Consider the following 22,588-nt stretch of genomic DNA (forward strand, 5'->3'; position numbering starts at 1 on the left):
AAGATGGCAACCACTCCCAATGTTGACAATAAGCGCTATCAAGGTCTGATCATTTCAATTGCACTATTTTTATCGCTCATCGGTGCTTTGTTAGCCTTTACGTTCTATACCTCAAACTTATTAGAAAGAAATACCGCGTTAATTGACCAAACCAACCAAGTCGCTAATAGCGCGCAGGCGGTAATTAAAGATTTATTCGATTTAGATAATAGCTATGGAGAAGATACGAACTCTCCACATATTCAGCGCGTTTTGGAGCGTTTGGAGGAAAATACGGCGTTGATTACCAGCTCTATTGCTGCTATTGAGCAAGGTGCAACGATCACTGACGTTGATGGCAAAACTTATGATCTGCCAAAGATTGACAGCAACGCACAAGTAAACATTACCGCGGCTAATGAGCAGTGGAAAGCGTTAGAGCCTAAGATTCAAGCATATCTCAAAGATGCTGATAATATTATGGTTTCCTCTGAAGATGATCTGACCCAAGCCGTTGAACAAGCCAAGACGTCAAGTCTATTGATTAACGATTCGTTAGACAATTTGACCAAAGATGTTTTCAATAGTGCAGAACGCCAAGCGACGACCATTCGTCTTATTCAGGTACTTGGTGTTGCCGCCATCTTTACCTACTTTCTAATCTTTGTATTCTTCTTTGTACGTCGTTTACGTGAAACCGATGCTGAAGCGTTCGCTGCTCGTCGCGAGACGCAAGAAATTATGGAAACGGTAAATACGGGTCTATTCTTGCTTGATAAAGACTTGAATATTGGTCAGCAGCATTCTCGCGCACTGAATGATATTATCGGTGAGGACAGATTGTCAGGAGAGAACTTTACTAACGTTTTACGTGGGCGTATTTCTGATAAAGATCTGAAAACTACACAGCAATTTATTGAGCAGCTTTACAATCCACGCGTTAAAGAAAAATTGGTAGATTCTCTGAATCCGCTGCACAAAGTCATGCTACACAACAACGCTGGTGATAAAGCACAGAATAATCGCTTCTTAGACTTCAAGTTCTCACGTGTTTATGACAACAAAGACATTGCCCGTATTTTGGTCAACGTTAACGATGTATCGGATGCCGTATATTTAGAGCAGCGTCTAGAAAAAGAGCGTTCGCAAAATGATATGCAGATTGAGATGCTCACCACTATTCTAAATGTAAATCCAAAGATTATTAATGAGTTTATTGATAATACTCAGATGCACATTGAGAAGATGAACAATATTTTGAAAAATCCTGGTAGCTCACAATACGAGCTTGAGGGCAAACTAAAAGCCATCTATCGCGAAATGCACAGCTTAAAAGGTGAAGCTTCTGCGCTAAAACTGCATAGCTTTACCAAGATTGCCTCAGATGCGGAAGACAAACTGCACGCATTGCAAAACCAAGGTCAATTATCTGGTAACGATTTCTTGCCATTGGCCGTACATTTGGATGACTTATTAAGCCTATCAAATACCATCGCAACCTTGGGCGAGCGTATTAACCGTTCAGCACCAGCGACTGCACCAACTGCAAATGGGTTAGATGATAATATTGCTCAAAACAGTATGTCAAAAACGGTAGTGACTGACAGTCAGACATCAAATCCTTCAATCAGTAGCATGGATACTGATATTGGTCAGGATATTGACCTAGATAATGAAGCAACTGATGATCATCTGTCTTTTTATAAAGCATTTGCAAAAGATATTGCCGCAAGACAAGGTAAGCAAGTAGAGCTAAAGAGTAATACGCTGATGCAAGCGGACATACCAGCGCATCTGGTAAAGCCGATTAAAGAGATTAGCATTCAGCTACTACGTAATGCCGTGGTGCATGGCATTGAAGCGCCAAGTGTTCGTCATTCGATTGGTAAGACTGCGGTTGGGACGATTGATTTAGAACTAAAAGACAACGGCTCAGATTTCATGCTAATGGTGCAAGATGATGGTCAAGGTATTGATTATGACAGCATTCGTGCCAAGTTAAGCAGTGACGGTCGTTTTAGTACAGAAGAAGCCAGCCAGCTCAGTCAAAGCGAGCTGCTCAAACAACTGTTTTCTTCTGGTTTCTCTACCAAAGAACATGCAGATGAAGATGGCGGACGCGGTGTCGGTCTCGATATCATTAAAGCAAAAGTAAAAGATTATGATGGCAAGCTTAATGTAAACAGCGAATTCGGTCAGATGACACGGTTTGTTATTACTTTACCAAAAGCTTAATTAGAAACAGCAGGTATATTGTCAAGGATGACAAGCACTTCATTAAAGGTAATAGATCAGTTATGCATAAGTTAATGATTGTTGATGATTCAAATATTATTAGAAATCGTATTCAACGCGCGTACGATTCAGGGCAGTTTATGCTGGTTGCGACGGCAACCAGTGGTGTACAAGCCATTGAAAAGTTCAATGTCCATCGTCCTGATGTAATCACCATGGACTTGACCATGCCACAAATGGACGGGCTTGAATGCATTGAGAAAATCATTGCGATTGACCCTGAAGTACGAATTTTAGTGGTGTCAGCACTCTCTGATAAAGCCACTGGCATTGAAGCATTGTCGTTGGGTGCCAGCGGATTTTTGTGCAAGCCTTTTTCAGAAGAAGAGCTTGTAGAGTCTTTGTATGAGCTAATGCAAGACTAAACCATTCAACGACTTAAGTAGATGTCATTATGAAAGAACAAAAGCTACAGATTTTTTTAAGTATTATTAGTAACTATTTTAATCAGTTTGGGGGCGAGGAGCTTGTCGCTGACACCCCATATCTGTTAGAGAATAAACAGCCAAAAGTCCATGATTATACGGGTGTGATCGGTATATCGGGTGGACAAAAAGGCGTGGTGTATTTTTCGGCAACCCGTCAGTTATTGTCCGCTATACTGGATAGCATGGGTGAAACGGATAAAAGCGATGAGAATTATATCGATTTGGCTGGTGAAGTGGCCAATACAATCGCTGGTAACGCGCGTAAAGAGTTTGGCTCAGAGTTTCATATTTCTGTGCCGTTTGTATTTAAAGGCTCTCCACAAAGTATTGTGTTGCCGAATGATGAGCGTTCTTTTATCATTCCCATCACTTGGAACTCGCAGATAGGCGAGATTGTGGTCTGTTTGCAGGATTAACGTTGCTGCCACCGCGTCATAAAGATGGATATTAATATATTATGGTTAAAGTAGAAAAATTGGGTGTGTTTCTGAGCTCAATCAATGCATTTTTTGTACAAATTGATGGCTCGGAAGTGTCCATTGATACCCCTTATTTAAATCATAACAAGAGTGCTGTTGGTTATGATTATAGCGGCGTTATCGAGATATCAGGGCCTTTGGAAGGCTGTGTGTATGTGAGTGCACCAAGCGTGATGTTACGAGAGGTCATAAAAGTGATGGGCGAGCCTGACTCATCGATCACGATGATGAAAGATCTGCTCGGTGAGATGGCCAACACTATCTCTGGTAATGCTCGTACTGAGTTTGGCTCAGAGTTTATTATCTCGCCGCCGCATATTGTTGAGAGCGCACCAAGCGTGTCTTATTTGCCAAAAGATCGCCAAAGTTACGTCACGCCATTTACGTGGCGTGGGTATAAAGCGGTCATTGGTATCTGTATCGCTTAATCTACAGCTGCTCATTTATTCAGTATAAAGAACGACGTTAATGCGTCGTTTTTTTATGCGTTATCATCCACTTAAACAGCATAATAGCGCTAGCAGTCGCTAAGCATTATATGATAAAATACAACCCAGCTATTTTTATCACATCGTATTTTTACGTTCAAATGATAGCTCAATTTTTTAAACCAACCCATCAACCAATGACACACACATCATGGCAAAGAATTGCTGGGTGTTTGGCGACTTGATTAATTTGCAAAAAAGTTAGTGCTGCCCCAATAAGCATTAACCGTTAGCAGATGCGTGTCGCTAGATAGGCAGTTTTTGTGATGTGGAGGCATAACCCAACCAATAGGAATTTCACATGTCTACAAAGAATCCAACCAAAATCGAAATGCGCGACTTACTACAAGCCGGCGCTCACTTTGGTCACCAAACACGTTTTTGGAATCCAAAAATGGGACCATACATCTTTGGTGCCCGCAACAAGATTCACATCATTAACCTTGAGCACACAGTAAAAGCGTTTAACGAAGCATTGACTTACGTTAACGGCTTAGCTGCCAAGAAAAACAAAGTATTGTTCGTAGGTACTAAACGCGCAGCAAGTGGTATCATCGCTGAGCAAGCAGCACGCGCTGGCATGCCATACGTTGACCATCGCTGGTTAGGTGGTATGTTGACCAACTGGAAAACACTTCGCCAGTCAATCAACCGTCTAAAAGAGCTAGAAAAACAAGCAGAAGACGGTACTTTCGCCAAGCTTACTAAGCGTGAAGCGTTAGAGCGTACTCGCGATATGGAAAAACTTGAGCGTTCACTAGGCGGTATTAAAGATATGGGCGGCCTACCTGACGCAATCTTCGTTGTAGACGTAGATCATGAAGCGATTGCTATCAAAGAAGCTAAAAATCTAGGTATCCCAGTTATCGGTATCGTTGATACTAACTCTAGCCCAGATAACGTTGATTACATCATCCCAGCAAACGATGATGCTATCCGTGCTGTGACCTTGTATGTGACTTCTATGGCTGATGCGATTATCGCTGGTAAAGAATACGCACAGACTCAAGCGGGCGGCAAAGCTGAGCAAGAAGCACCTGCTACTGAAGAAGCACCAGTTGAAGCCAAAGCAGAAGAAGCGGCGACTCCAGCAGAATAATTGGCTGACCCAAAAGGTCTAACTTTGTAAGGATAGCTTGATAGTCACACTATCTGCATCCATATAACGTTATTAACAGCGTATAAGCTCACACGTATAAGCTCACAATAGGCATGATGTAGTTTTACTCGTCATGCCTTATTGTTGATGGAACACTCGTTAATAAGCGAGTATTATCGCTTATATATGCCCTCGTGATGCACAATATCTTTTATTACAATGATGTCTGTTATCACGATCAACCATGAGTGCTTCCATTACTATAAGAGCGATATAGTACCAATAGATAGCAAAGATATATCTCATAGAAATTAAGCACTCCCATACATAATAAAAGGTAACTCTTATGTCAGAAGTAAAAGTATCTGCCAAAATGGTAAAAGAATTGCGTGACCGTACTGGTCTTGGCATGATGGAATGTAAAAAAGCGTTAGAAGAATCAAACGGTGATGTAGAAACTGCCATTGATAACCTACGTAAATCTGGTCAAGCAAAAGCAGCTAAAAAAGCTGGTAACATTGCAGCGGATGGCGCTATCATCATCGCTCAAGGCGACAACAAAGCATTCTTGTTAGAAGTAAACTGCCAAACTGACTTCGTTGCAAAAGACGAAAACTTTACGGCATTTGCAGAAGCAGTAGCGAACATTGCATTAGAAAACAATGTGACTGACGTAGCTGCTATCGCTGAATTGCCATATGGCAATGGTCAGACTATTGAAGAAGCTCGTGTATCTTTGGTACAAAAAATCGGCGAAAACATCCAAGTACGCCGCGTTGAAGTATTGGAAGGTAGCAACCTTGCTTCATACCGTCATGGTTTACGTATCGGTGTTGTGGTATCTTTTGAAGGCGGCAACGCCGATACTGGCAAAAACCTTGCCATGCATATCGCTGCGTTTAACCCAGTTGCGGTTGATGACGAAAGTGTAGATGCTGATTTATTAGCACGCGAAAAAGACATCATCGAAGCAAAAGCTCGTGAGTCTGGCAAGCCTGATAACATCGTTGAAAAAATGATCGAAGGTGGCCTACGTAAGTACCTAGAAGAAGTGACTTTATTACGTCAGCCATACGTTATGGACAACGAGAAGAAAGTTGGTGATGTACTAAAAGCTGAAGGCGTAAAAGTACTTGCTTTCAAACGTCTAGAAGTTGGTGAAGGCATCGAGAAAAAGCAAGAAGATTTCGCTGCTGAAGTTGCTGCAACACAAGCACTGGCTAACAAGTAATTTTTAAATTTTGCTAAGAAGAAAGGTGAGTGCTAAACTTTTTGGTTTGGTACTCGCCGATCAGCTTTATTATTAATCTTGTATCGAACTCAAAAAAATATGACAAGATAGATTATGAATTACTAGATAAAGCCTCTTAGCACCAAAAAGCCCGTTAATATAATTAATGGGCTTTTTTACGTTTGGATTCAACGGTTCATGTAGTCTTCATTTTAGCGTAGCGCATCATATGCTGAGTTGGCATAGCTGGCACTATTGCTATTACTGCTGGTGCCATAGCTGACGTTTTGTAAGCCGCTACTGAGACTAGGATTGGCGATTTGATTACTAGCGTTCATGGTACTGCCTGATAGCCCTGAGTCATTTTTATACAAGCTATGGTAACGGCTCATGACATTTTTGACATAGTTACGGGTTTCCTTAAAAGGCGGGATGCCGTTATATTTATCAACGTTACCTTCACCCGCATTGTAGCCCGCAACCGCAAATTCTACGTTGTTATTAAAACGCTTCATCAGCCATGCAATATATTTAGCAGAGCCTTCGATATTATCTGCAGGATTCCAAGGATTGCTGACTTTAAAGCGTCGCGCAGTCGCAGGCATCAGCTGCATCAAACCTTGTGCGCCAACAGGTGAGCGTGCATTTGGGTTAAATGCGGATTCGCTATGCATCATTGCTTTTATAAGCCCAGGATCTACGCCATGACGCTGAGCTGAGGCGCGAATATAACTGTCGTATGAGTTGCGGCTTCCACTACTGCTGGCAGAGCTACTACCGTAATTACTGCTGCTATTGTCACTACTACCGTCATACATTTTAGAATCTTTGTAGTAAGTGACTTTTACCTTTTTGGTGAATTTGTCAAAATTACCACTTGGATTGACGTTAGTGAGTAAGACTTGTCCGCCTTTGTCTTTGTAAATATACATATTACCTGCTTGAGCAGCAACAGATAGAGATAGGCTGGATAAGGCGACAGCGGTCAATAAAACAGGAGACAAGCAGCGAGTCACTAAGGTTGTAACATTTATCATAGGGTTATCACTTTTCATCGAGTAATAGCAAATTGCTTTGCCTATAGGCGCGTCGTTCTGCGCATTTAAGCGGTTATCGTGCTGGTAGGATTTTATCGCTGTAAACGATAGAGCACCCTAGCAAAAACCACGTCTAACTAGAAACCACTCGCATCGGATACAAAAAATAATAGTTGCTTACTATAACATATAATAACTTTTCGACGCATACGATTATCAGTACAAAGTATAAAAGTCATTTTTAATTTGTAAAAAAATCAACACACTACCGTTTTTGAGTACGTTGATTGAGTATTAGCTTTACTGTTTTTAGGCGTATGTGGTACGTGAATATTCTGGCTGTGGCAATGAACGAATCGTGAGAAATAAAAGCTGTTCAAAGCACTGAAAAGTGATTTGAACAGGGTTATATAGAAAGTGCGCTGATAAAAATAGGCACCCAAACGGCGGTGACCAGCCCGTTTACTGCCAATCCAAATGCCGCATAACGCCCAGCAGTGTGGCTAATTTGCCATGCTTCGACGGTACCAAAAGCATGCGCTGCCAATCCAAGTGCTAAGCCCTTGGCACGGTCATCATCGATACCGCGAAATAAAAAGCGCGCCAAAGTACCACCGATAAGCCCTGAAACAATAATAATTAAGTTCGCCATGGCTAGTGGTGCTTTGATTAAATCTGCGACACTCAGACCGATTGGGGTGGTCACTGAACGCGTTGCGAAAGCGAGTATGGTGTCGTGACTTAATGAAAATAAATAAGCCAATGACATCGGTAGCAATGCACCAACCACACTTGCAAGGATAACTATGAGAGTAAGCTTTTTGACTGGCAGACCTTTAAAGTTCATTGCTGCTAATGGTACTGCCAATAATACGGTGACATATCCCAATAGGTGATCAAACACAGGCTTGGCAACATCGTAATAATCGTTGTAATCCCATTGTAGGATAAACAAAAATAAGAGAACCAGCGCCAACGCCGTAATCACCATCGGCAGCCATGAGAGCTTACGTGCCAATACACGAGCAGTCACATGAGCGATTAGCGTTAATAATATCGCCGCAAAGGTTGCCACAAACACGTTATCAAAAGTCATTGCATTTCCTTGTTCATGCAGCTCATAGCTGTCCTTTGTGCTCTTCAACGGTGGTGCTATCGATGCTAACATCGTGATTGAGCGAACGGTTGGCAAGTATGGCAAGTCCCCAAAGCGGTATGAGTGTGCTAATAATCATCGTCAGCATAACGCCCCACAGCTCATCGCCTAAAGCGAATAGCAGTAAACCTGCACCTGCAGACACGGGCAAAAAAGCAAAACCGCTATCCACCAATAAAGTATTACTGGCTTGGGTGAGCCAACTGGGCAACCCTTTAAGTAATCGCCATGCCATCAAAATAAAGAACATGGCGACCAATCCAACGATGTTGGCAGCCTTTTCTATTCCTGCTAATTGACAGATGATAACGGCTGATTCACGAACCACGATGACCATCGTGAGTGTCAGGACTAAGGCAAGCCATAGCGGCAAATGGGCGGAGTGAGTAGATTTCATAAGAAATACTGGCCGATTTAGAAATAGAGAGGATAGTAGCAACAAAATAGGTAACCGCACTCTAATGAGTGTGTTCTATCAATGATATGAATATTGGTTGAACCTATAGCCGATGATTATATAGAGAGTAGGCAAACTAATAAAGCTTATAGCATATCGTCAGTGCGATTATAAATAGCAACAGCGTTAAGCTCGCTTACTATAATGAGTGTATCATTTGCGCTAGGCTACCTTGTGCTCACTTTAAACGACGTCAACTATGGTAGCGCGTTTTCGTGATCGGGTAACCTATAAAATTTAATGCTATGTGCCAAAAAAAAGGATGATATCAATGGACATCATCCTTTTGTCTTTTATAAAGCTATTTTACAGATTCAGTCATTTATATCTTTAAGTCAGGAGTTTCCGCTTCTACTGCTAATTTCTCTGACTTAGCGGCTTCAGAATTCAGCGCATCAAACTCATCAAACGCTTTTTCTTCTGCCTCGGTCATCGTCGGCTCTTCAACCTCGTCAGGCTTTTCGAAGTCTTCAAGTACTGGCATCAATAATGTGGCTTGTGCTAATGGCAATACATCTAAAGGCTCTAAATTGGCCTGACCCAGTAGTTGTCTTAGCGTATCGCTTGGCAATCGAATCGTTAAGCACTCATGCCCGCTGTCATCGTAGCTCTCTTCCTGAATAACACCCAGCTCATATAAGGCGTTTTTTAACTGACCTGCATGATAAGGCAAGGTCAACTCAAAGGTGGTAAGTGTACCAGTCAATAGCTGCTGGACGGCTAACGACAACTCTTCCATACCTAGATTTTCTCTAGAAGAAACATAGACACGATTGGGTTGTCCTTCGCTAGCATAACCAATATGTGCAGGCTCATCTGTCAAATCAATTTTGTTGTAGACATTGAGCACTGGTACGTCATTGTCAATCTCTGCTAATACGTCTTTTACCGCCTGAATTTGCTCATGCATATCTTCACTAGAAGAATCGATGACGTGTAGCAATAAATCTGCTTCCAAGGTTTCTTCTAATGTCGCATGAAAGGATTCGACCAACTCATGCGGCAGATGACGGACAAAACCTACCGTATCGACCAAAACAACACGACCAACACCCTGCCAGTCTAAACGGCGTAAAGTGGGATCAAGCGTAGCAAATAATTTATCCGCTGCGTAGATATTCTCGTCGACCAAGCGGTTAAATAGTGTCGATTTACCAGCGTTGGTATAACCGACAAGCGAAATCGTCGGCACATCTGATTTTTGGCGGCGGGCTCGACCTTGCGCACGTGTCTGTCTGACTTTCTCGATTCTGCTTTTAAGCTGATTCACGCGCACTTGTAGCAAGCGACGATCGGTCTCAAGCTGGGTTTCACCGGGTCCACGTAGACCAATACCGCCTTTTTGACGCTCCAAATGCGTCCAACCTCGTACCAAACGCGTCGATAAATGGTTGAGCTGCGCCAGCTCTACTTGTAGCTTGCCTTCATAAGTACGGGCACGCTGCGCGAAGATATCCAATATCAAACCCGTACGATCCAGTACGCGACATTTGACCAAGGCTTCAATATTACGCTCTTGTGATGGCGATAAGCTATGGTTAAATAAGACGATGTCCGCATCATGTTCGCGTACCAATTCTGCTATTTCTTCTGCTTTACCGCTACCAACGAAGTATCTGGCGTCGGGTCTTTGGCGTGAGCCTGTGACTAAAGCCAAACGATCAGCCCCTGCTGAGTCTGCTAACAGCTCAAATTCACCTAAATCGTCAGGATCTTGAATTTGACGGATGTCTAAATGTACTATAATGGCGCGCTCGCCACCTTCGTGTCTTTCAAAATAATCCAAAGAGTATCACCTATTTAATAAAGTAAATATATCGCTATTATCCATTCAGTAAACGTCGATATAGCGTTCATATGACCATATATATGTGGTCTCATCAATTAATATTAAAGCGTTATAGCACAATTAACGATGGTTTTATGTTACAGCGTAAATGAAAGCCATAGGCAAATCAGTGAACGCAGCAGAACTGGTTGAATAAACAGCAACTCAGTGAACAAATCGTCACTGACTGAATAAATTTTGTTATACTCATGGCGCTTGTTTACGATATATAATCATAAGTTTTTAACCACGAGGGACACAGATGAGCCAATCTAAGTCAGGCTTCTCACTCAGACAACAGTTGGGGCGCGGCAAACAAATTGCTGGCATGACTACCACTATCGCTGGTGGATTGCGCGCCGCCCAACGTATTGGCGCATTTAAGCAGCCACCACGCGAGAAATTGCCACGCTATATTCAAGCCTTTTGCCGCAAAATGGCAGGCTCTTTTGGCGTCAAGGTTGTGGCAGTCGAGCGGGTAGAGCAACACCATGGATTATGGGTATCCAATCATGTGTCATGGATGGATATCCCTGTGGTGGGTACACTGAGTCCTGCTTTTTTCTTATCCAAAGCCGAAATCGGTGAATGGCCTGTATTTGGCAAGCTGGCTCATGCAGCAGGCACGGTATTTATTGAGCGTGGTTCCGGTGATGCAGGGTCGGTTGCCGCCCAAATTGCCAGTTTTTTGACCAAAGGTTTCTCAGTTATATTCTTCCCTGAGGCGACCACCACAGACGGTAAAAAAATCAAACGTATTCATGGTACTTTGCTACAAGCAGCGATAGATGCTGACGTGCCCGTACGCCCGCTGGTAATTGCTTACGTCAATAAAGACGGCACGTTAAGTGAAGAGTTGCCTTACTATGGCAAGCTTACGATGAAAGAGAGCATAAAAAAGGTACTCGATACTAAAGATGTGACCGCCTATGTATTGCCACTTGAGCCAATAGATCCTAAAGGGTTGAGCAAAAGTGAATTGACGGATTTGTTACAAGCCCGTATGCAAGAAGGTTTGGCGGAACTGCATTCGCGAGTCTTAACGAAAGTCGCTAAAGTTTAAGCGGTGACAGCATAATAGTTGCGAATACTTAACACACTCCAATAAAGAAGGCGCAAATCGCTCAGTTTATAACTGCGATTGGCGCCTTTTTTGTTTACTAAATACTCAAACATTAATTTATAAATGCTTTACCTATATCAAACTAAGGTGATGGATTGGGATGCTGTGTATGCACCGCTTCAATCGCTTCCAATACTTCTGAGCTTAAGGTTAAATGGATACTATCGATGTTGGATTTTAGCTGCTCGATCGTGGTAGCGCCAATAATATTACTGGTAACAAATGAGCGTGAGTTAACGAAAGCTAGTGCCATCTGTGCCATATCTAAACCTGCATCTTCTGCTATTTTGGCGTATTGAACAGTGGCTGATAGCGCTTGTTCATTGGTATAGCGCGCAAAGCGATCATACATCGTGAGTCGTGCACCAGCTGGGCGTTTGCCATCGAGATATTTACCAGATAAGACACCAAAGCCAAGCGGTGAATAAGCCAATAGACCTACATTTTCACGGTGCGTAATCTCTGCCATAGCGACTTCATATAAGCGATTTAGCAAACTATAAGGGTTTTGCACTGTGATTGGCGCGATTAAACCATTTTTATCTGCTTCCCATAAATAACGCATCAGACCCCAAGCGGTATCGTTCGATAGTCCATAAGCGCGAATACGCCCTTTTTTAATCTCATCATTTAACGCTTGAATGGTCTCTAGAAATGGTGTCAAATCATCTAATGGTTGCGATGCCATCTCTTCGGTATAGCCAAGTTGACTAAAAAAATTTGTTTGGCGTTCAGGCCAATGGAGCTGATAAATATCAATATAATCGGTCTGCAAACGCTGAAGATTGCCATCGATGGCGCTGCTAATATGTTCGGCATTAAAACGCGTTTGCCCATCACGCAAAAAATCCATCGGCGATATTTTGCTAGCAAGAATAACTTTATCGCGCTGTTTGGTTTTATTAAACCATGTACCCATAAAGCGTTCAGTATCGCCTTGCTTGTCCTTATCTGGCGGCGATGGATACATCTCCGCCGTATCCCAAAAATTCACCCCTTCGCTTAGCGCCATGTCCATTTGTTCATGTGCTTGGATCTCGGTATTTTGCTGTCCCCATGTCATCGTGCCTAAACAAATCTTAGAAACTTTTTCATTGAGTTGTGGCAACATTTGATATTGCATATGAATGTCCTTTGTAAATGTATTTTTATAGCTGACAGTTTTTAAGCGATTACATGAGCTTTATGCCAGTGACACCAGGCGGGGTAACTTTAAAGATTTTTACTTTAAATAACAGGGATTGTCCGGCAAGGGGATGGTTAAAATCCACTTCGACTTGATCGTCATCGAGTGCACTAATCGTACCCGGCAGTGTGTTTTTGCCTTTGTCTTCGAACTCTACCATCATGCCGATTTCTGGATTATCAGCGATTAACGCAAACTGAGTACGGCTGAAATGTTGGATGTTGTCAGGATTCCAATCGCCAAATGCCTGCTCTGGCTCAAGGTGGGCAGAGCGCGTGTCACCTGCGCGCAGGTTCATTAATACCTGCTCAAAGCCAGGTAATAAACTTTCATCACCAATGGTAAGCGTCACAGGCGCATCACGGCTAAAGGTAGAATCAATCATCGTACCGTTCTCTAGTGACACTTCAAAGTGCAGCTTTACAAGGCTGCCAAAAGTGATACGGGTGTCTTCATTGGGAGTGATAAATTGTGAGTCGGTCATAGTCAACAGCCATTTATTACGGGGTTAGGAATTGGTTTGGCGAATAATATAAGAAATGATAAGCCATCTTGGAGAGTATGTAAGCGTAAATAGTGTAACGCAAATAGTGTAATATATTTGGCAATTCTAAGAGCAGGCAGGGGTTTTTATGGTAAATAAACAACAAGGTCACATTAAAAAGTGGCAAGACGACAAAGGCTTTGGTTTTATCGAAACACAGAATGGTGATTCAATATTCTTTCATATCAATGAGTTTAAAGCGCGCCGTCGCCCTGAGGTCGGTGAGCCCGTTGTTTTTACATTTGGGCAGGACAATCAAGGGCGTATGCAAGCAAAAGATGTACAAGAGCTGAGCTTTGTGCAGCAAAAAATGGCGCAAAAAAATCAGAAAATCCGTCAGCGTAATCACAAACGTAGCATGCAAGCAGACTTTGAAGCGGGACAAAAGAAACGTTTGTTCCTTGGTGTGGGCTTTTATGGCGTATTAATCTTGTTGGCTGCCATGAACAAGCTCAGCTGGCTGGTTGTGGGTTGGTATGTGGCTTTGGGTCTCATTACTTATATGATGTATGCCAAAGACAAAGCCGCTGCTCAGAATAATGATTGGCGCACACCTGAATCAACCTTGCATCTGCTAAGTGCGCTGGGCGGTTGGGTGGGCGCGATGGTTGCGCAAACGTATCTACGCCACAAGTCGCAAAAGCCTGAATTTCGAGTGGCGTATTATTTGACTGTTCTCATCAATATGGCGGGGTTATTGTTTATATTGACAGGAGGAAGCTTGAAATTTTTGCAAGGATTACTTGATTCTTTGGTATAAAAGCACTTGTTTATTTATCATAGTGAGCGGTGTAGTTTTGACGTTTAATGCTTAAGTCTAAAATAAACGGCTGATGAAACATCAAAGTTTTAGATCTTGAATGGCTGGTTGCCGTGCATTGGTATTTTGTGCGAGTATGACGAATTGTACGTAATGAGCACGATTTTTCAGAATAAACCTTAAATGGATTTCATTAATAATAAAAGGCGAACGTAAGTGATTACTTTATACAAATACACCCATCCGAGTCGCGCTGAAACGGTCATTTGGGCATTGCAGGAGCTGGGCTTAGAATATGAGACCAAAGAAATAGATGGCAAAAAAGGGGAGCAGCGAAGTCCTGAGTTTTTAGCCGTTAACCCCTTTGGTAAAATCCCTACCATCACACATGAAGGCAAAAACTTTACTGAGTCGTTGGCTATTATTGAATATCTCAATGAGTTACACCCTGACAAACCTTTGACACCAAACACAGCAGATAAGAACTTCGCTGAGAAAAACTATAAACTTCGCCAAGTGATTTCATTTGGCATGATCGAGATTGAGAGTTATCTATGGATACTCACCAAAATCAAGGTATTAGACAATTATGAAAACTGGCCTGAGGGCACCGCTAACAACTGCATGAAGTGTATCCAAAAAGCCCTACCAATTGCTTATGCTTGGGTAGATGAGCAGGAGTATATAGCGGGGGACAGCTTTACGTTGGCAGACATTTATTATCAGCATTTGTTTTCATGGTTAAAGATGTTGGGCGTTGAGTTGCCTGAGCAGGTTCAAGATTATCTTAAAAAATTATCGAAGCGTGAGAAGTTTCCTAAGAGATAATCAATCATGAATGTAAGCTGTTAAGAGTGGCGTATAGGCGCAATACTCTATGCTAACTAATAGCCTTTATCAGAAAAAATGATGAATAAAAAAGGTGGGTTACGCAGTCGTAACCCACCTTTTTTATTTATAAATTGAATTAATATCTCTAGCTGTAGACGGTTACGACCGTGGCATTTCACGCTTTTTTTCTAAAAATAGCATGTCAATGACAATCAACGCCACACCGATACTAATGCCCATATCCGCAATATTAAAGATAGGGTAATGCCAGACATCAGCGTTGTGTACATGGATAAAGTCGATGACGTGACCATGTAGCAAGCGGTCAATGAGATTGCCAACCGCACCGCCGAGCACTAGCGCTAGACCTGTCGATAGTAGCTTGGCTTGGCGCGGGGCTTTTATCAGGTAGCCAATTAAAAATAGCGACATTATCAATGCCAATCCCGAAAAAAACCACTTCTGCCAACCACCGGCATCTGCCAAAAAGCTAAATGCCGCACCATAGTTGTATGCCAATGTCCAATTCAGAAAAGGCTCAATCACAGGCACTGGCTCATGAAAAGTCAGCTTAGTTTCAGCTAGCCACTTCGTCCATTGATCGATGATTAGCACGACCAACGATAGGAGATACCACGTAAACGCACGACGGCCATTCGCAATCATTTTTGGCGTCTTATTCAAACGACTTTTCGGTGTCGTTGAGCTGCCTGTAGTTGCATGAGCTGGCTCAGGTGATTTATCGACTTCACCATATGGCGGCTTGTTGTCTGATGATTCTGTTGAGTTAGGCGTATGGTTAGGCATAATGGCGCACCTCACCATCACCGCTGACGTTAGTCACGCAGCGCGCGCATAGTTCTGGATGTGCACTATCGGTACCGATATCATCACGGATATGCCAGCAGCGTACGCACTTGGTGCCAGTTGCGGCGCTCACATTGACCACTAAGTCTACTGATTCATCCGTGCTGCCGTCAGTTTGCTCATCTGTGCTTGTTTTATCGGCAGGAGCGTCGCTCATAGGTTTCAAAGTTGCGCTACTAGTGATTAGTACAAAGCGCAGCTCTTCACCCAGCTTGGCCAAGCTTTCATGCATTGCACCGTCAGCATACAGATTGACATCGGCAGACAAGTTAGCGTTGATGATTTTTTCACCACGTGCGGTCTCGATATGTTTATTGACCATATCCTTTGCCAGCATGATACGTTGCCAGTCATCGTTGCTGATCGCGCTTAGCTCAAATTCTGGAAATTTATACCATTCTTCAATAAACACATAACTGTCAGCGCCATGCAATACTTCCCACGCTTCTTGTGCGGTGAATGACAAAATCGGCGTAATCCAGCGAATGAGTGCCTGAACGATATGGTAAATCGCCGTTTGCGCAGAGCGACGCGGTTGTCCATCAGTCTGAGTCGTATACTGACGATCTTTGATAATATCTAAATAGAAGCTACCCAAGTCTTGCGAACAGAACGCAGTAATATGCTGGGTGACTTGGTGAAAATCCATTGCATCATAAGCACTGATGATTTGTGCTTGCACGGTTTGCGCGCGCTCAATGATGAATTTATCAAGGCTGACCAGCTCATTGATATCGACGCTGTTGGTCGCTGGATCAAAGTCATCGGTATTGGCAAGTAAGAAACGCAGGGTATTACGGATACGGCGATACATATCGATTGCACCCTTAAATACCGTTTTACCTGCGCTCATCTCATAACGATAGTCGCTTGAGGCAATCCACAAACGCAGCATGTCCGCGCCTGTTTTATTGATCTCTTCCTGCGGCGTGATGATATTGCCAAGTGACTTACTCATCTTGCGACCGTTTTCATCAACCACAAAGCCATGCGTCAGTACTTGCTTAAATGGTGGGCGACCGTACATGGCTTCTGAGGTCAATAATGAAGTCTGGAACCAACCGCGATGTTGGTCAGAGCCTTCCAAGTAGATATCTGCTGGATTGGTCAATTCATCGCGTTGTTCAAGTACGGCAAAATGCGTCGTGCCAGAGTCAAACCAAACGTCTAAGGTGTCGGTTGCTTTGTCATAGTCAGCAGCCTCGTTGTCTAAGAAGTCTTCACAGCTGGCATCAAACCAAGCTTCTACACCGCCTTCATCAATTTTTTGTGCAGCGACTTCCATCAGCTCAAGCGTTTTTGGATGCAGCTCGCCTGTTTCTTTATGGGTAAAGAAAGTAATTGGCACGCCCCATGTACGCTGACGTGAGATACACCAATCTGGTCGACCCGTCATCATGGCTTCAATGCGGTTTTGTCCCCATGCTGGTGTCCAGCTTACTGCTGGGATATCTGCAAGCGCACGCTCACGCAGACCTTTGGTTTCCATATTGATAAACCACTGCGGCGTTGCGCGGAAAATAATCGGTGACTTATGACGCCAGCAATGCGGATAGCTGTGCTCAATCTTGGTATGACTGATTAGATGTCCATTGTCATGCAGTGCGGCGATGATTTTTGGATTGGCCTTATAAATGTGCTCGCCCGCAAATACCGCTGCGCTGTCCAGATAAACGCCCGTACCACTGACTGGGTTTTCAACGGGTAAGTTATATTTAAGACCTACGATATAATCGTCAAGACCGTGACCGGGTGCTGTATGGACGAGGCCAGTACCACTATCTGTGGTTACGTGATCGCCTAGGATTAATGGCACTTGACGGTCTGCAATCAGTGGATGCTGAGCACGCAAGCCTTCAAGCTCGCGCCCAGATACGGTAGCTAACACACCCTGATTGCTAAGTTTAAGTTCAGTTAATGCTGTTTCAACCAAATCCGCGGCTAGTAGTAAATTACCTTTTTCAGTCGCCACCACACTATAGTTATGCTCAGGATGTACAGAGATGGCTTGGTTAGCAGGTAGCGTCCAAGGGGTCGTCGTCCAAATAACAGCGGCGATATTGCCTGCTACGTCAGCCAACGAGGCAACCTTATCGGTATCCAAAACATCGAAGCTCACATAGATAGCATCAGACACTTTATCTTGGTATTCCACTTCCGCCTCAGCCAGCGCAGAGCTACAGTCTAAGCACCAGTTGACCGGCTTCATACCGCGAGTCACATGACCATTGTCATAAATTTTGGCCAATGCGCGCACGATGTTGGCTTCTTGGTGGAAGTTCATCGTTAGATAAGGATTGTCCCAATCACCAAACACGCCTAGACGTTTAAAATCCGCCTTTTGCAATTCAATCTGGGTACTCGCATACTCGCGGCACAGGCCACGGAATTCAGTGGCGGAGACTTTTTGACCAACCTTGCCGACTTTGGCTTCGACCTTTTGCTCGATAGGCAGACCATGACAGTCCCAACCAGGGACATAAGGCGCATCAAAGCCGGATAGCGTTTTTGACTTCACGATAATGTCTTTGAGTACTTTATTAACCGCGTGACCCAAGTGAATCTGACCGTTAGCGTAAGGAGGGCCATCGTGCAAAATGTATTTGGTCGCCCCAGCACGTGCCTGACGAATTTTGCCGTACACATCATCCGCTTCCCAAGCAGCAAGCCAATCTGGCTCGCGCTTGGCAAGGTTGGCACGCATCGCAAATGGCGTATCGGCAAGATTTAGCGTGTCTTTATAATCCTGGCTTGGCGTATCAGTACTTTTATCAGTCATAGAAGGTGTCTTTTTAGAAAATGGATTAAAAATCGATGTAAAGTCAGATGTGACATTTAGGGTAATGCTTAGCTGGCTGCTTAACCGTTGATGATCGCTTTCTCACTTATAATATATCGCTGTGCATCAACGTCATAAATATGCTCACGTCAATAATAAATGCTATCGAGACGAATGCAACATAAAATATGCTTATGGATAATAAAATACCGTGATAGCAATAAACTAAAAAGAGGCAATGAGATTGGCAGCTATTATATGACAAAAAAGCTAGGGTAAAAAGAGCTGGTCAGTATTGTCCTTATTTTAGCCAAAACCAATTATTTATATGAGTGATGCATCACCTATTGAATCATACGGATGGCAAGTGCCATTGTCTACCGACTGGACTCTAAATAATTGGACTCTAAACAGCAGGCTAAGCATTAAAAAACGGATGATAACCATAAGCGCAATTTAAGCGACCATAAGGGTTGAATGCCCGTCAAACCTTGAGTCATCTCGCCATTCTTTAAGATGACATACGAAGGCGTCACTTGTCCTTGCCAATCAGCGAAGATGCTGCCTTCTTGATCATTTATCGTCGTAAAGCGATAGCTGTTTTCATTAAGGTAGCGATGCAGCTCTTGGTCAGTGCCTGATTTAATAGCAATCGTAACGACCGGATAATCATTTGCGGCGGCAAGTTTGTCTATAGTCGGCGAGGTGATACTACAAATGGGACACCACGTGCCCCAAAAATACACCAGCGTTGGTTGTTCATTGCTCAGCGCCGCTAAGTCAACGACTTGCCCTTGATAATCGGTCAGTTGCAATTGCGGGTTGGCGGGCATGATAGGTTGTCGCCACCAATTAATAGCGGTATAAATAACAGCAAATACCAAGCCGTATATGAGTAGATTTTTAGCGATAGACAACCCCTTTTGCTTGGGTGTTTTCTTTGGCTTTTTAATGGATTTTTCAGTTTCAGTATCAGTATCAGTCGTCATAATGGCTGCTTTTTTGCTATAGGTATTGTATAAATGGCTTTAATAAGTGGTTTTTAATAGATAAAAATAAACGGCTGAAATGTCAGCCGTATTATTCATAAATTTTATTAAACCGTGTTCAGTGTTGGTATTTTAAAGTGACTGATTAAGGTTTTTGCGCACGGTTTTGTAATGGGTCACCGAGCAGGACGCTACCAGAGTTTTCGAGGCGCTCATCATCGCTTAGCTTACTGGCAGAGACTTTAGATTTTCTCTTCCATTTTAAACTATACAAGTCGTCACGGCGATCAAGCAGATTATGTACCGAGCCTTCGTTACGGACATGAATAAGCTTGTCTAAGTTCACATCTGAGAAGAATACCATCTCAGTGTTGGCGGTGGTTTCTGCCATGATCGCATCATGCGGGAAAGCAAAATCTGATGGCGAGAAGATAGACGACTGCGCGTATTGAATATCGAGACTTTCAACCTGCGGTAAGTTACCAACGGAACCACAAATCATCACATAGCATTCGTTTTCAATTGCACGTGCTTGGGCGCAGTGACGCACGCGTAGATAGCCGTTTTGCGTATCTGTCCAAAATGGCACGAACAAGATGTCCATATCATCAAGTGCCATGAGGCGGGCAAGCTCAGGGAATTCAACGTCATAACAGACCAAAATACCAATACGACCGGCATCGGTATCAAACACCTTAACCTCGTCACCGCCTTCGATGACCCAAGCGCTACGCTCATGCGGGGTAATATGGATTTTGCGTTGCTCTTCGACCGTACCATCGCGGCGGCACAAGTAGCTGACGTTATATAACGTATCGTCCTCGTCCAAGTACGGCATCGAGCCTGTAATGACGTTGACGTTGTAGCTGACCGCTAAATGCGATATCTCATTTTTAAACCATTCGGTATAACCGGCTAAAAATCGAATAGCGACGTTTTGATCCGTCGATTCACACAGCCCCATCAGCGGTGCGTTAAAGAACTCTGGTAAACAAGCAAAGTCAGAATTGTAATCAGCCATAATATCGACAAAGAATTCGACTTGCTGCAGCAGTTCTTCAGGTGACTCGACTTCACGCATTTGCCATTGGATGCCACCAATACGCACCTCAGACTTACGAGTGTTTGGCTTGTAATCTTGTGGCTCATAATAAATATTTGCCCACTCAAGTAGAGTAGCAAAACCTTTAGATTGTTTATCGTCAGGCAAATAAGCCGTTAAGATACGCTTGACGATAAAGCCATTTGAGAGTTGGAAAGACAATGCAGAATCATGAATTTCACGAGCCGCGACGGCTTCAATATATTCGCCAGGTGTGAGATCTTGATGGTTATGATAGTTCGGGATACGACCACCAGCCAAAATAGCTCGGAAGTTTAACTGGCGACACAGCTCTTTACGGGCATCGTATAATCGACGTCCTAGGCGATAACCACGGTATTCAGGGTCGATCAGCGCATCTAGACCGTAAATAGCATCGCCTTCAGGGTTGTCTCTGATAATCTCTTTATGACCAATCAAGTCGTCGTAGGTGTGCGGGTTAGAAAACGTGGCATAATCAACACGCATAGATAATACGATACCAATCAATTGATCATGATCAAATAAAGCGATCTGACCTTCAGGGAAGGCATCGATTAAGGTATTGATAGTGTTCTTTGACCATGCACCGCCCAAGTTGACATAGACACGATCCATCAGTGCTTTTAATTGTGGATAGTCTTTTTTCTTGATTTCAGCGATGGTTAGATGAAAGTCGTCTAGTTTTTCTATTTTGCTCATAATGTTCCTGTTTTGGATCTTTATTAATTTTAGTGATATCAAATAGCATGCGTTGCCACAATTTGGTTGGCAATTTTTTGTGTAAAAAAAGTGATAAAAATATTCCAATCATAAAATATTACCGTTACAATCAATTATCATTGTATTTACAATAAGTTATGAAGATAATTTATCTTATAACTTCTGTCAGCTTTGGCGTTACTGACATGTTTTTTGAACCTCATATCATTTTAAAGTAGCTATAAATTTAAATTAAAGTGACTATAAATTGAAGTGACTATAAAATTTTTCATAATTTTCACAAACAGTCGTTGGGGTTAATACAAGCCAAGTGTTTGGTACAGCTTCTAACCTGAGGGTGTCAGTACAGATATTCTGTTAGCTTAACATTATTTTTAAATAGCATATCTTAGGGCGCTTCGTTTTGGTCTATTTGTTTTGCTCGTTATCATAACAAGCTACTCAAGTAATGACAGTTTAACGTGGTAACTATTTGCTACGTTTTTGTGAGTCGCTGTCTTTTTTCATTGGGGCATCGTTTTGTTTAGCCGTATTTAATCGGTTTTTTAGGATTTTTTTATTATGCCCTCAAGTCACAACAATAGAGTCAGTAGCTGGGATGAGATAGAAGACTCAGCGCTGGTTCAATTGGTGTATGTTAGTAGTTTGACGCTTGTTTCACGTTTAAGCGCCTCTATATTTGATGAAGTAGAATGTCATGCGCGTAACTATAATCAACAGCATGGCATTACAGGTACTCTATGTTATGGTAGTGGTCATTTTTTGCAATGCATCGAGGGTGAGAAAGCGCACGTATTTGCCTTAAAGCAACGCATATTTGCGGATAAGCGCCATAAGAATACTGAAATATTGCTGTTGCAGACGATAGAACATCGCCGTTTTGCGGATTGGCGTATGCGCTTATTATTTTTAGAGCGTTGGTTATGGTCACCAGCGAGCAAAAAGCAAGCCGCACAGTTATCGCCATATTTGCCATTTGCGCCGCATAATTGGTCGCCTGATGGTACCGAGAATTTTTTACAAATCATCAAAACCTTTGATACGCCGCCACATATCAAAGCGGCCGGTATTACCTACAATGCACTGGGCAACATGTTTCGTCATATCGCCGCCCCGCATCAAGCATTTTTAATCGTTCAAGGTGTTTTAAGTGTGTTATTAGTGGTAGCGCTAGTGTTGTTATTTTTATAAATAATCGCTTTTATAAGCCAAAAAAAGACGCTAAACC

Annotated in this window: 20 protein-coding genes; 10 read left to right on the forward strand and 10 right to left on the reverse strand. The window is 42.9% G+C overall.

Annotated elements, in window-relative coordinates; genetic code table 11:
* The first annotated feature begins 3 nt into the window (after positions 1–3).
* The 6 genes from C8D84_RS06880 to tsf all read left to right on the forward strand — a co-directional run bounded on the left by C8D84_RS06880 (position 4) and on the right by tsf (position 5,999).
* The gene (locus tag C8D84_RS06880) at positions 4–2,214 is read left to right on the forward strand and encodes an ATP-binding protein (RefSeq protein WP_109591008.1); all 2,211 of its coding nucleotides are present in this window, start codon (positions 4–6) and stop codon (positions 2,212–2,214) included.
* A gap of 62 nt (positions 2,215–2,276) precedes the next feature.
* Positions 2,277–2,639 carry a response regulator gene (locus C8D84_RS06885; protein WP_045443633.1) on the forward strand — a complete coding sequence of 121 codons (363 nt, stop codon included), beginning with the start codon at positions 2,277–2,279 and terminating at the stop codon, positions 2,637–2,639.
* Between the two features lie 29 nt (positions 2,640–2,668).
* Positions 2,669–3,118: a chemotaxis protein CheX gene (locus C8D84_RS06890; RefSeq protein ID WP_045443636.1), complete on the forward strand. Its 450-nt coding sequence runs from the start codon at positions 2,669–2,671 to the stop codon at positions 3,116–3,118.
* 41 nt (positions 3,119–3,159) lie between these two features.
* Positions 3,160–3,609 carry a chemotaxis protein CheX gene (locus tag C8D84_RS06895; protein ID WP_109591010.1) on the forward strand — a complete coding sequence of 150 codons (450 nt, stop codon included), beginning with the start codon at positions 3,160–3,162 and terminating at the stop codon, positions 3,607–3,609.
* Positions 3,610–3,970: 361 nt separating this feature from the next.
* Positions 3,971–4,768, forward strand: coding sequence for a 30S ribosomal protein S2 (gene rpsB, locus C8D84_RS06900; RefSeq protein WP_045443642.1), 798 nt, complete (start codon positions 3,971–3,973; stop codon positions 4,766–4,768).
* Positions 4,769–5,114: 346 nt separating this feature from the next.
* On the forward strand, positions 5,115–5,999 hold the full coding sequence (tsf, locus tag C8D84_RS06905) for a translation elongation factor Ts (RefSeq protein ID WP_109591012.1): 885 nt from the start codon (positions 5,115–5,117) through the stop codon (positions 5,997–5,999).
* 212 nt (positions 6,000–6,211) lie between these two features.
* Here the strand turns inward: tsf and C8D84_RS06910 are convergent, their stop codons facing one another.
* The 4 genes from C8D84_RS06910 to hflX all read right to left on the reverse strand — a co-directional run bounded on the left by C8D84_RS06910 (position 6,212) and on the right by hflX (position 10,435).
* Entirely contained in the window at positions 6,212–7,036 is an 825-nt protein-coding gene (locus C8D84_RS06910; RefSeq protein ID WP_045443853.1) for a lytic transglycosylase domain-containing protein, read from the reverse strand.
* A 406-nt stretch (positions 7,037–7,442) separates the two neighbouring features.
* A complete protein-coding gene (locus C8D84_RS06915; RefSeq protein ID WP_055125716.1) occupies positions 7,443–8,132 on the reverse strand; it encodes an LrgB family protein in 690 nt (229 codons plus the stop codon).
* Between the two features lie 22 nt (positions 8,133–8,154).
* Positions 8,155–8,589, reverse strand: a complete 435-nt coding sequence (locus C8D84_RS06920) for a hypothetical protein (RefSeq protein ID WP_045443651.1) — start codon at positions 8,587–8,589, stop codon at positions 8,155–8,157.
* Positions 8,590–8,971: 382 nt separating this feature from the next.
* Positions 8,972–10,435, reverse strand: a complete 1,464-nt coding sequence (gene hflX, locus C8D84_RS06925) for a ribosome rescue GTPase HflX (protein WP_109591014.1) — start codon at positions 10,433–10,435, stop codon at positions 8,972–8,974.
* Positions 10,436–10,739: 304 nt separating this feature from the next.
* Between hflX and C8D84_RS06930 the strand changes: the two genes are divergently transcribed.
* The gene (locus C8D84_RS06930; RefSeq protein WP_109591016.1) at positions 10,740–11,540 is read left to right on the forward strand and encodes a lysophospholipid acyltransferase family protein; all 801 of its coding nucleotides are present in this window, start codon (positions 10,740–10,742) and stop codon (positions 11,538–11,540) included.
* A gap of 142 nt (positions 11,541–11,682) precedes the next feature.
* Here C8D84_RS06930 and C8D84_RS06935 read toward each other — a convergent pair whose 3' ends face one another.
* Together C8D84_RS06935 and C8D84_RS06940 are read right to left on the reverse strand one after the other, a co-directional pair.
* A complete protein-coding gene (locus C8D84_RS06935) occupies positions 11,683–12,723 on the reverse strand; it encodes an aldo/keto reductase (protein ID WP_109591018.1) in 1,041 nt (346 codons plus the stop codon).
* A 49-nt stretch (positions 12,724–12,772) separates the two neighbouring features.
* The gene (locus C8D84_RS06940) at positions 12,773–13,270 is read right to left on the reverse strand and encodes an FKBP-type peptidyl-prolyl cis-trans isomerase (protein ID WP_109591020.1); all 498 of its coding nucleotides are present in this window, start codon (positions 13,268–13,270) and stop codon (positions 12,773–12,775) included.
* 148 nt (positions 13,271–13,418) lie between these two features.
* Between C8D84_RS06940 and C8D84_RS06945 the strand changes: the two genes are divergently transcribed.
* Positions 13,419–14,090: a DUF1294 domain-containing protein gene (locus C8D84_RS06945; RefSeq protein ID WP_060490442.1), complete on the forward strand. Its 672-nt coding sequence runs from the start codon at positions 13,419–13,421 to the stop codon at positions 14,088–14,090.
* Between the two features lie 216 nt (positions 14,091–14,306).
* Positions 14,307–14,918, forward strand: a complete 612-nt coding sequence (locus C8D84_RS06950) for a glutathione S-transferase family protein (protein ID WP_109591022.1) — start codon at positions 14,307–14,309, stop codon at positions 14,916–14,918.
* 162 nt (positions 14,919–15,080) lie between these two features.
* On the opposite strand, the gene lspA is transcribed toward C8D84_RS06950, so the two are convergent.
* The 4 genes from lspA to C8D84_RS06970 form a co-directional block, all read right to left on the reverse strand.
* On the reverse strand, positions 15,081–15,728 hold the full coding sequence (lspA, locus tag C8D84_RS06955; RefSeq protein ID WP_083475780.1) for a signal peptidase II: 648 nt from the start codon (positions 15,726–15,728) through the stop codon (positions 15,081–15,083).
* Complete coding sequence (ileS, locus tag C8D84_RS06960; RefSeq protein ID WP_109591024.1) at positions 15,721–18,567, reverse strand: isoleucine--tRNA ligase; 2,847 nt, start codon at positions 18,565–18,567, stop codon at positions 15,721–15,723. Before ileS ends, lspA begins: the two co-directional genes overlap by 8 nt.
* Positions 18,568–18,992: 425 nt before the next feature.
* Positions 18,993–19,556: a protein disulfide oxidoreductase gene (locus C8D84_RS06965; protein WP_109591026.1), complete on the reverse strand. Its 564-nt coding sequence runs from the start codon at positions 19,554–19,556 to the stop codon at positions 18,993–18,995.
* Between the two features lie 145 nt (positions 19,557–19,701).
* On the reverse strand, positions 19,702–21,339 hold the full coding sequence (locus C8D84_RS06970) for a carbon-nitrogen hydrolase family protein (protein ID WP_045453728.1): 1,638 nt from the start codon (positions 21,337–21,339) through the stop codon (positions 19,702–19,704).
* Between the two features lie 582 nt (positions 21,340–21,921).
* Between C8D84_RS06970 and C8D84_RS06975 the strand changes: the two genes are divergently transcribed.
* Positions 21,922–22,551 (forward strand): BLUF domain-containing protein, encoded by a 630-nt coding sequence (locus tag C8D84_RS06975; RefSeq protein ID WP_045443668.1) that lies wholly within the window; start codon positions 21,922–21,924, stop codon positions 22,549–22,551.
* Positions 22,552–22,588 lie beyond the last annotated feature (37 nt).

The organism is Psychrobacter immobilis (genome assembly GCF_003148585.1).
Lineage (GTDB): Bacteria > Pseudomonadota > Gammaproteobacteria > Pseudomonadales > Moraxellaceae > Psychrobacter > Psychrobacter immobilis.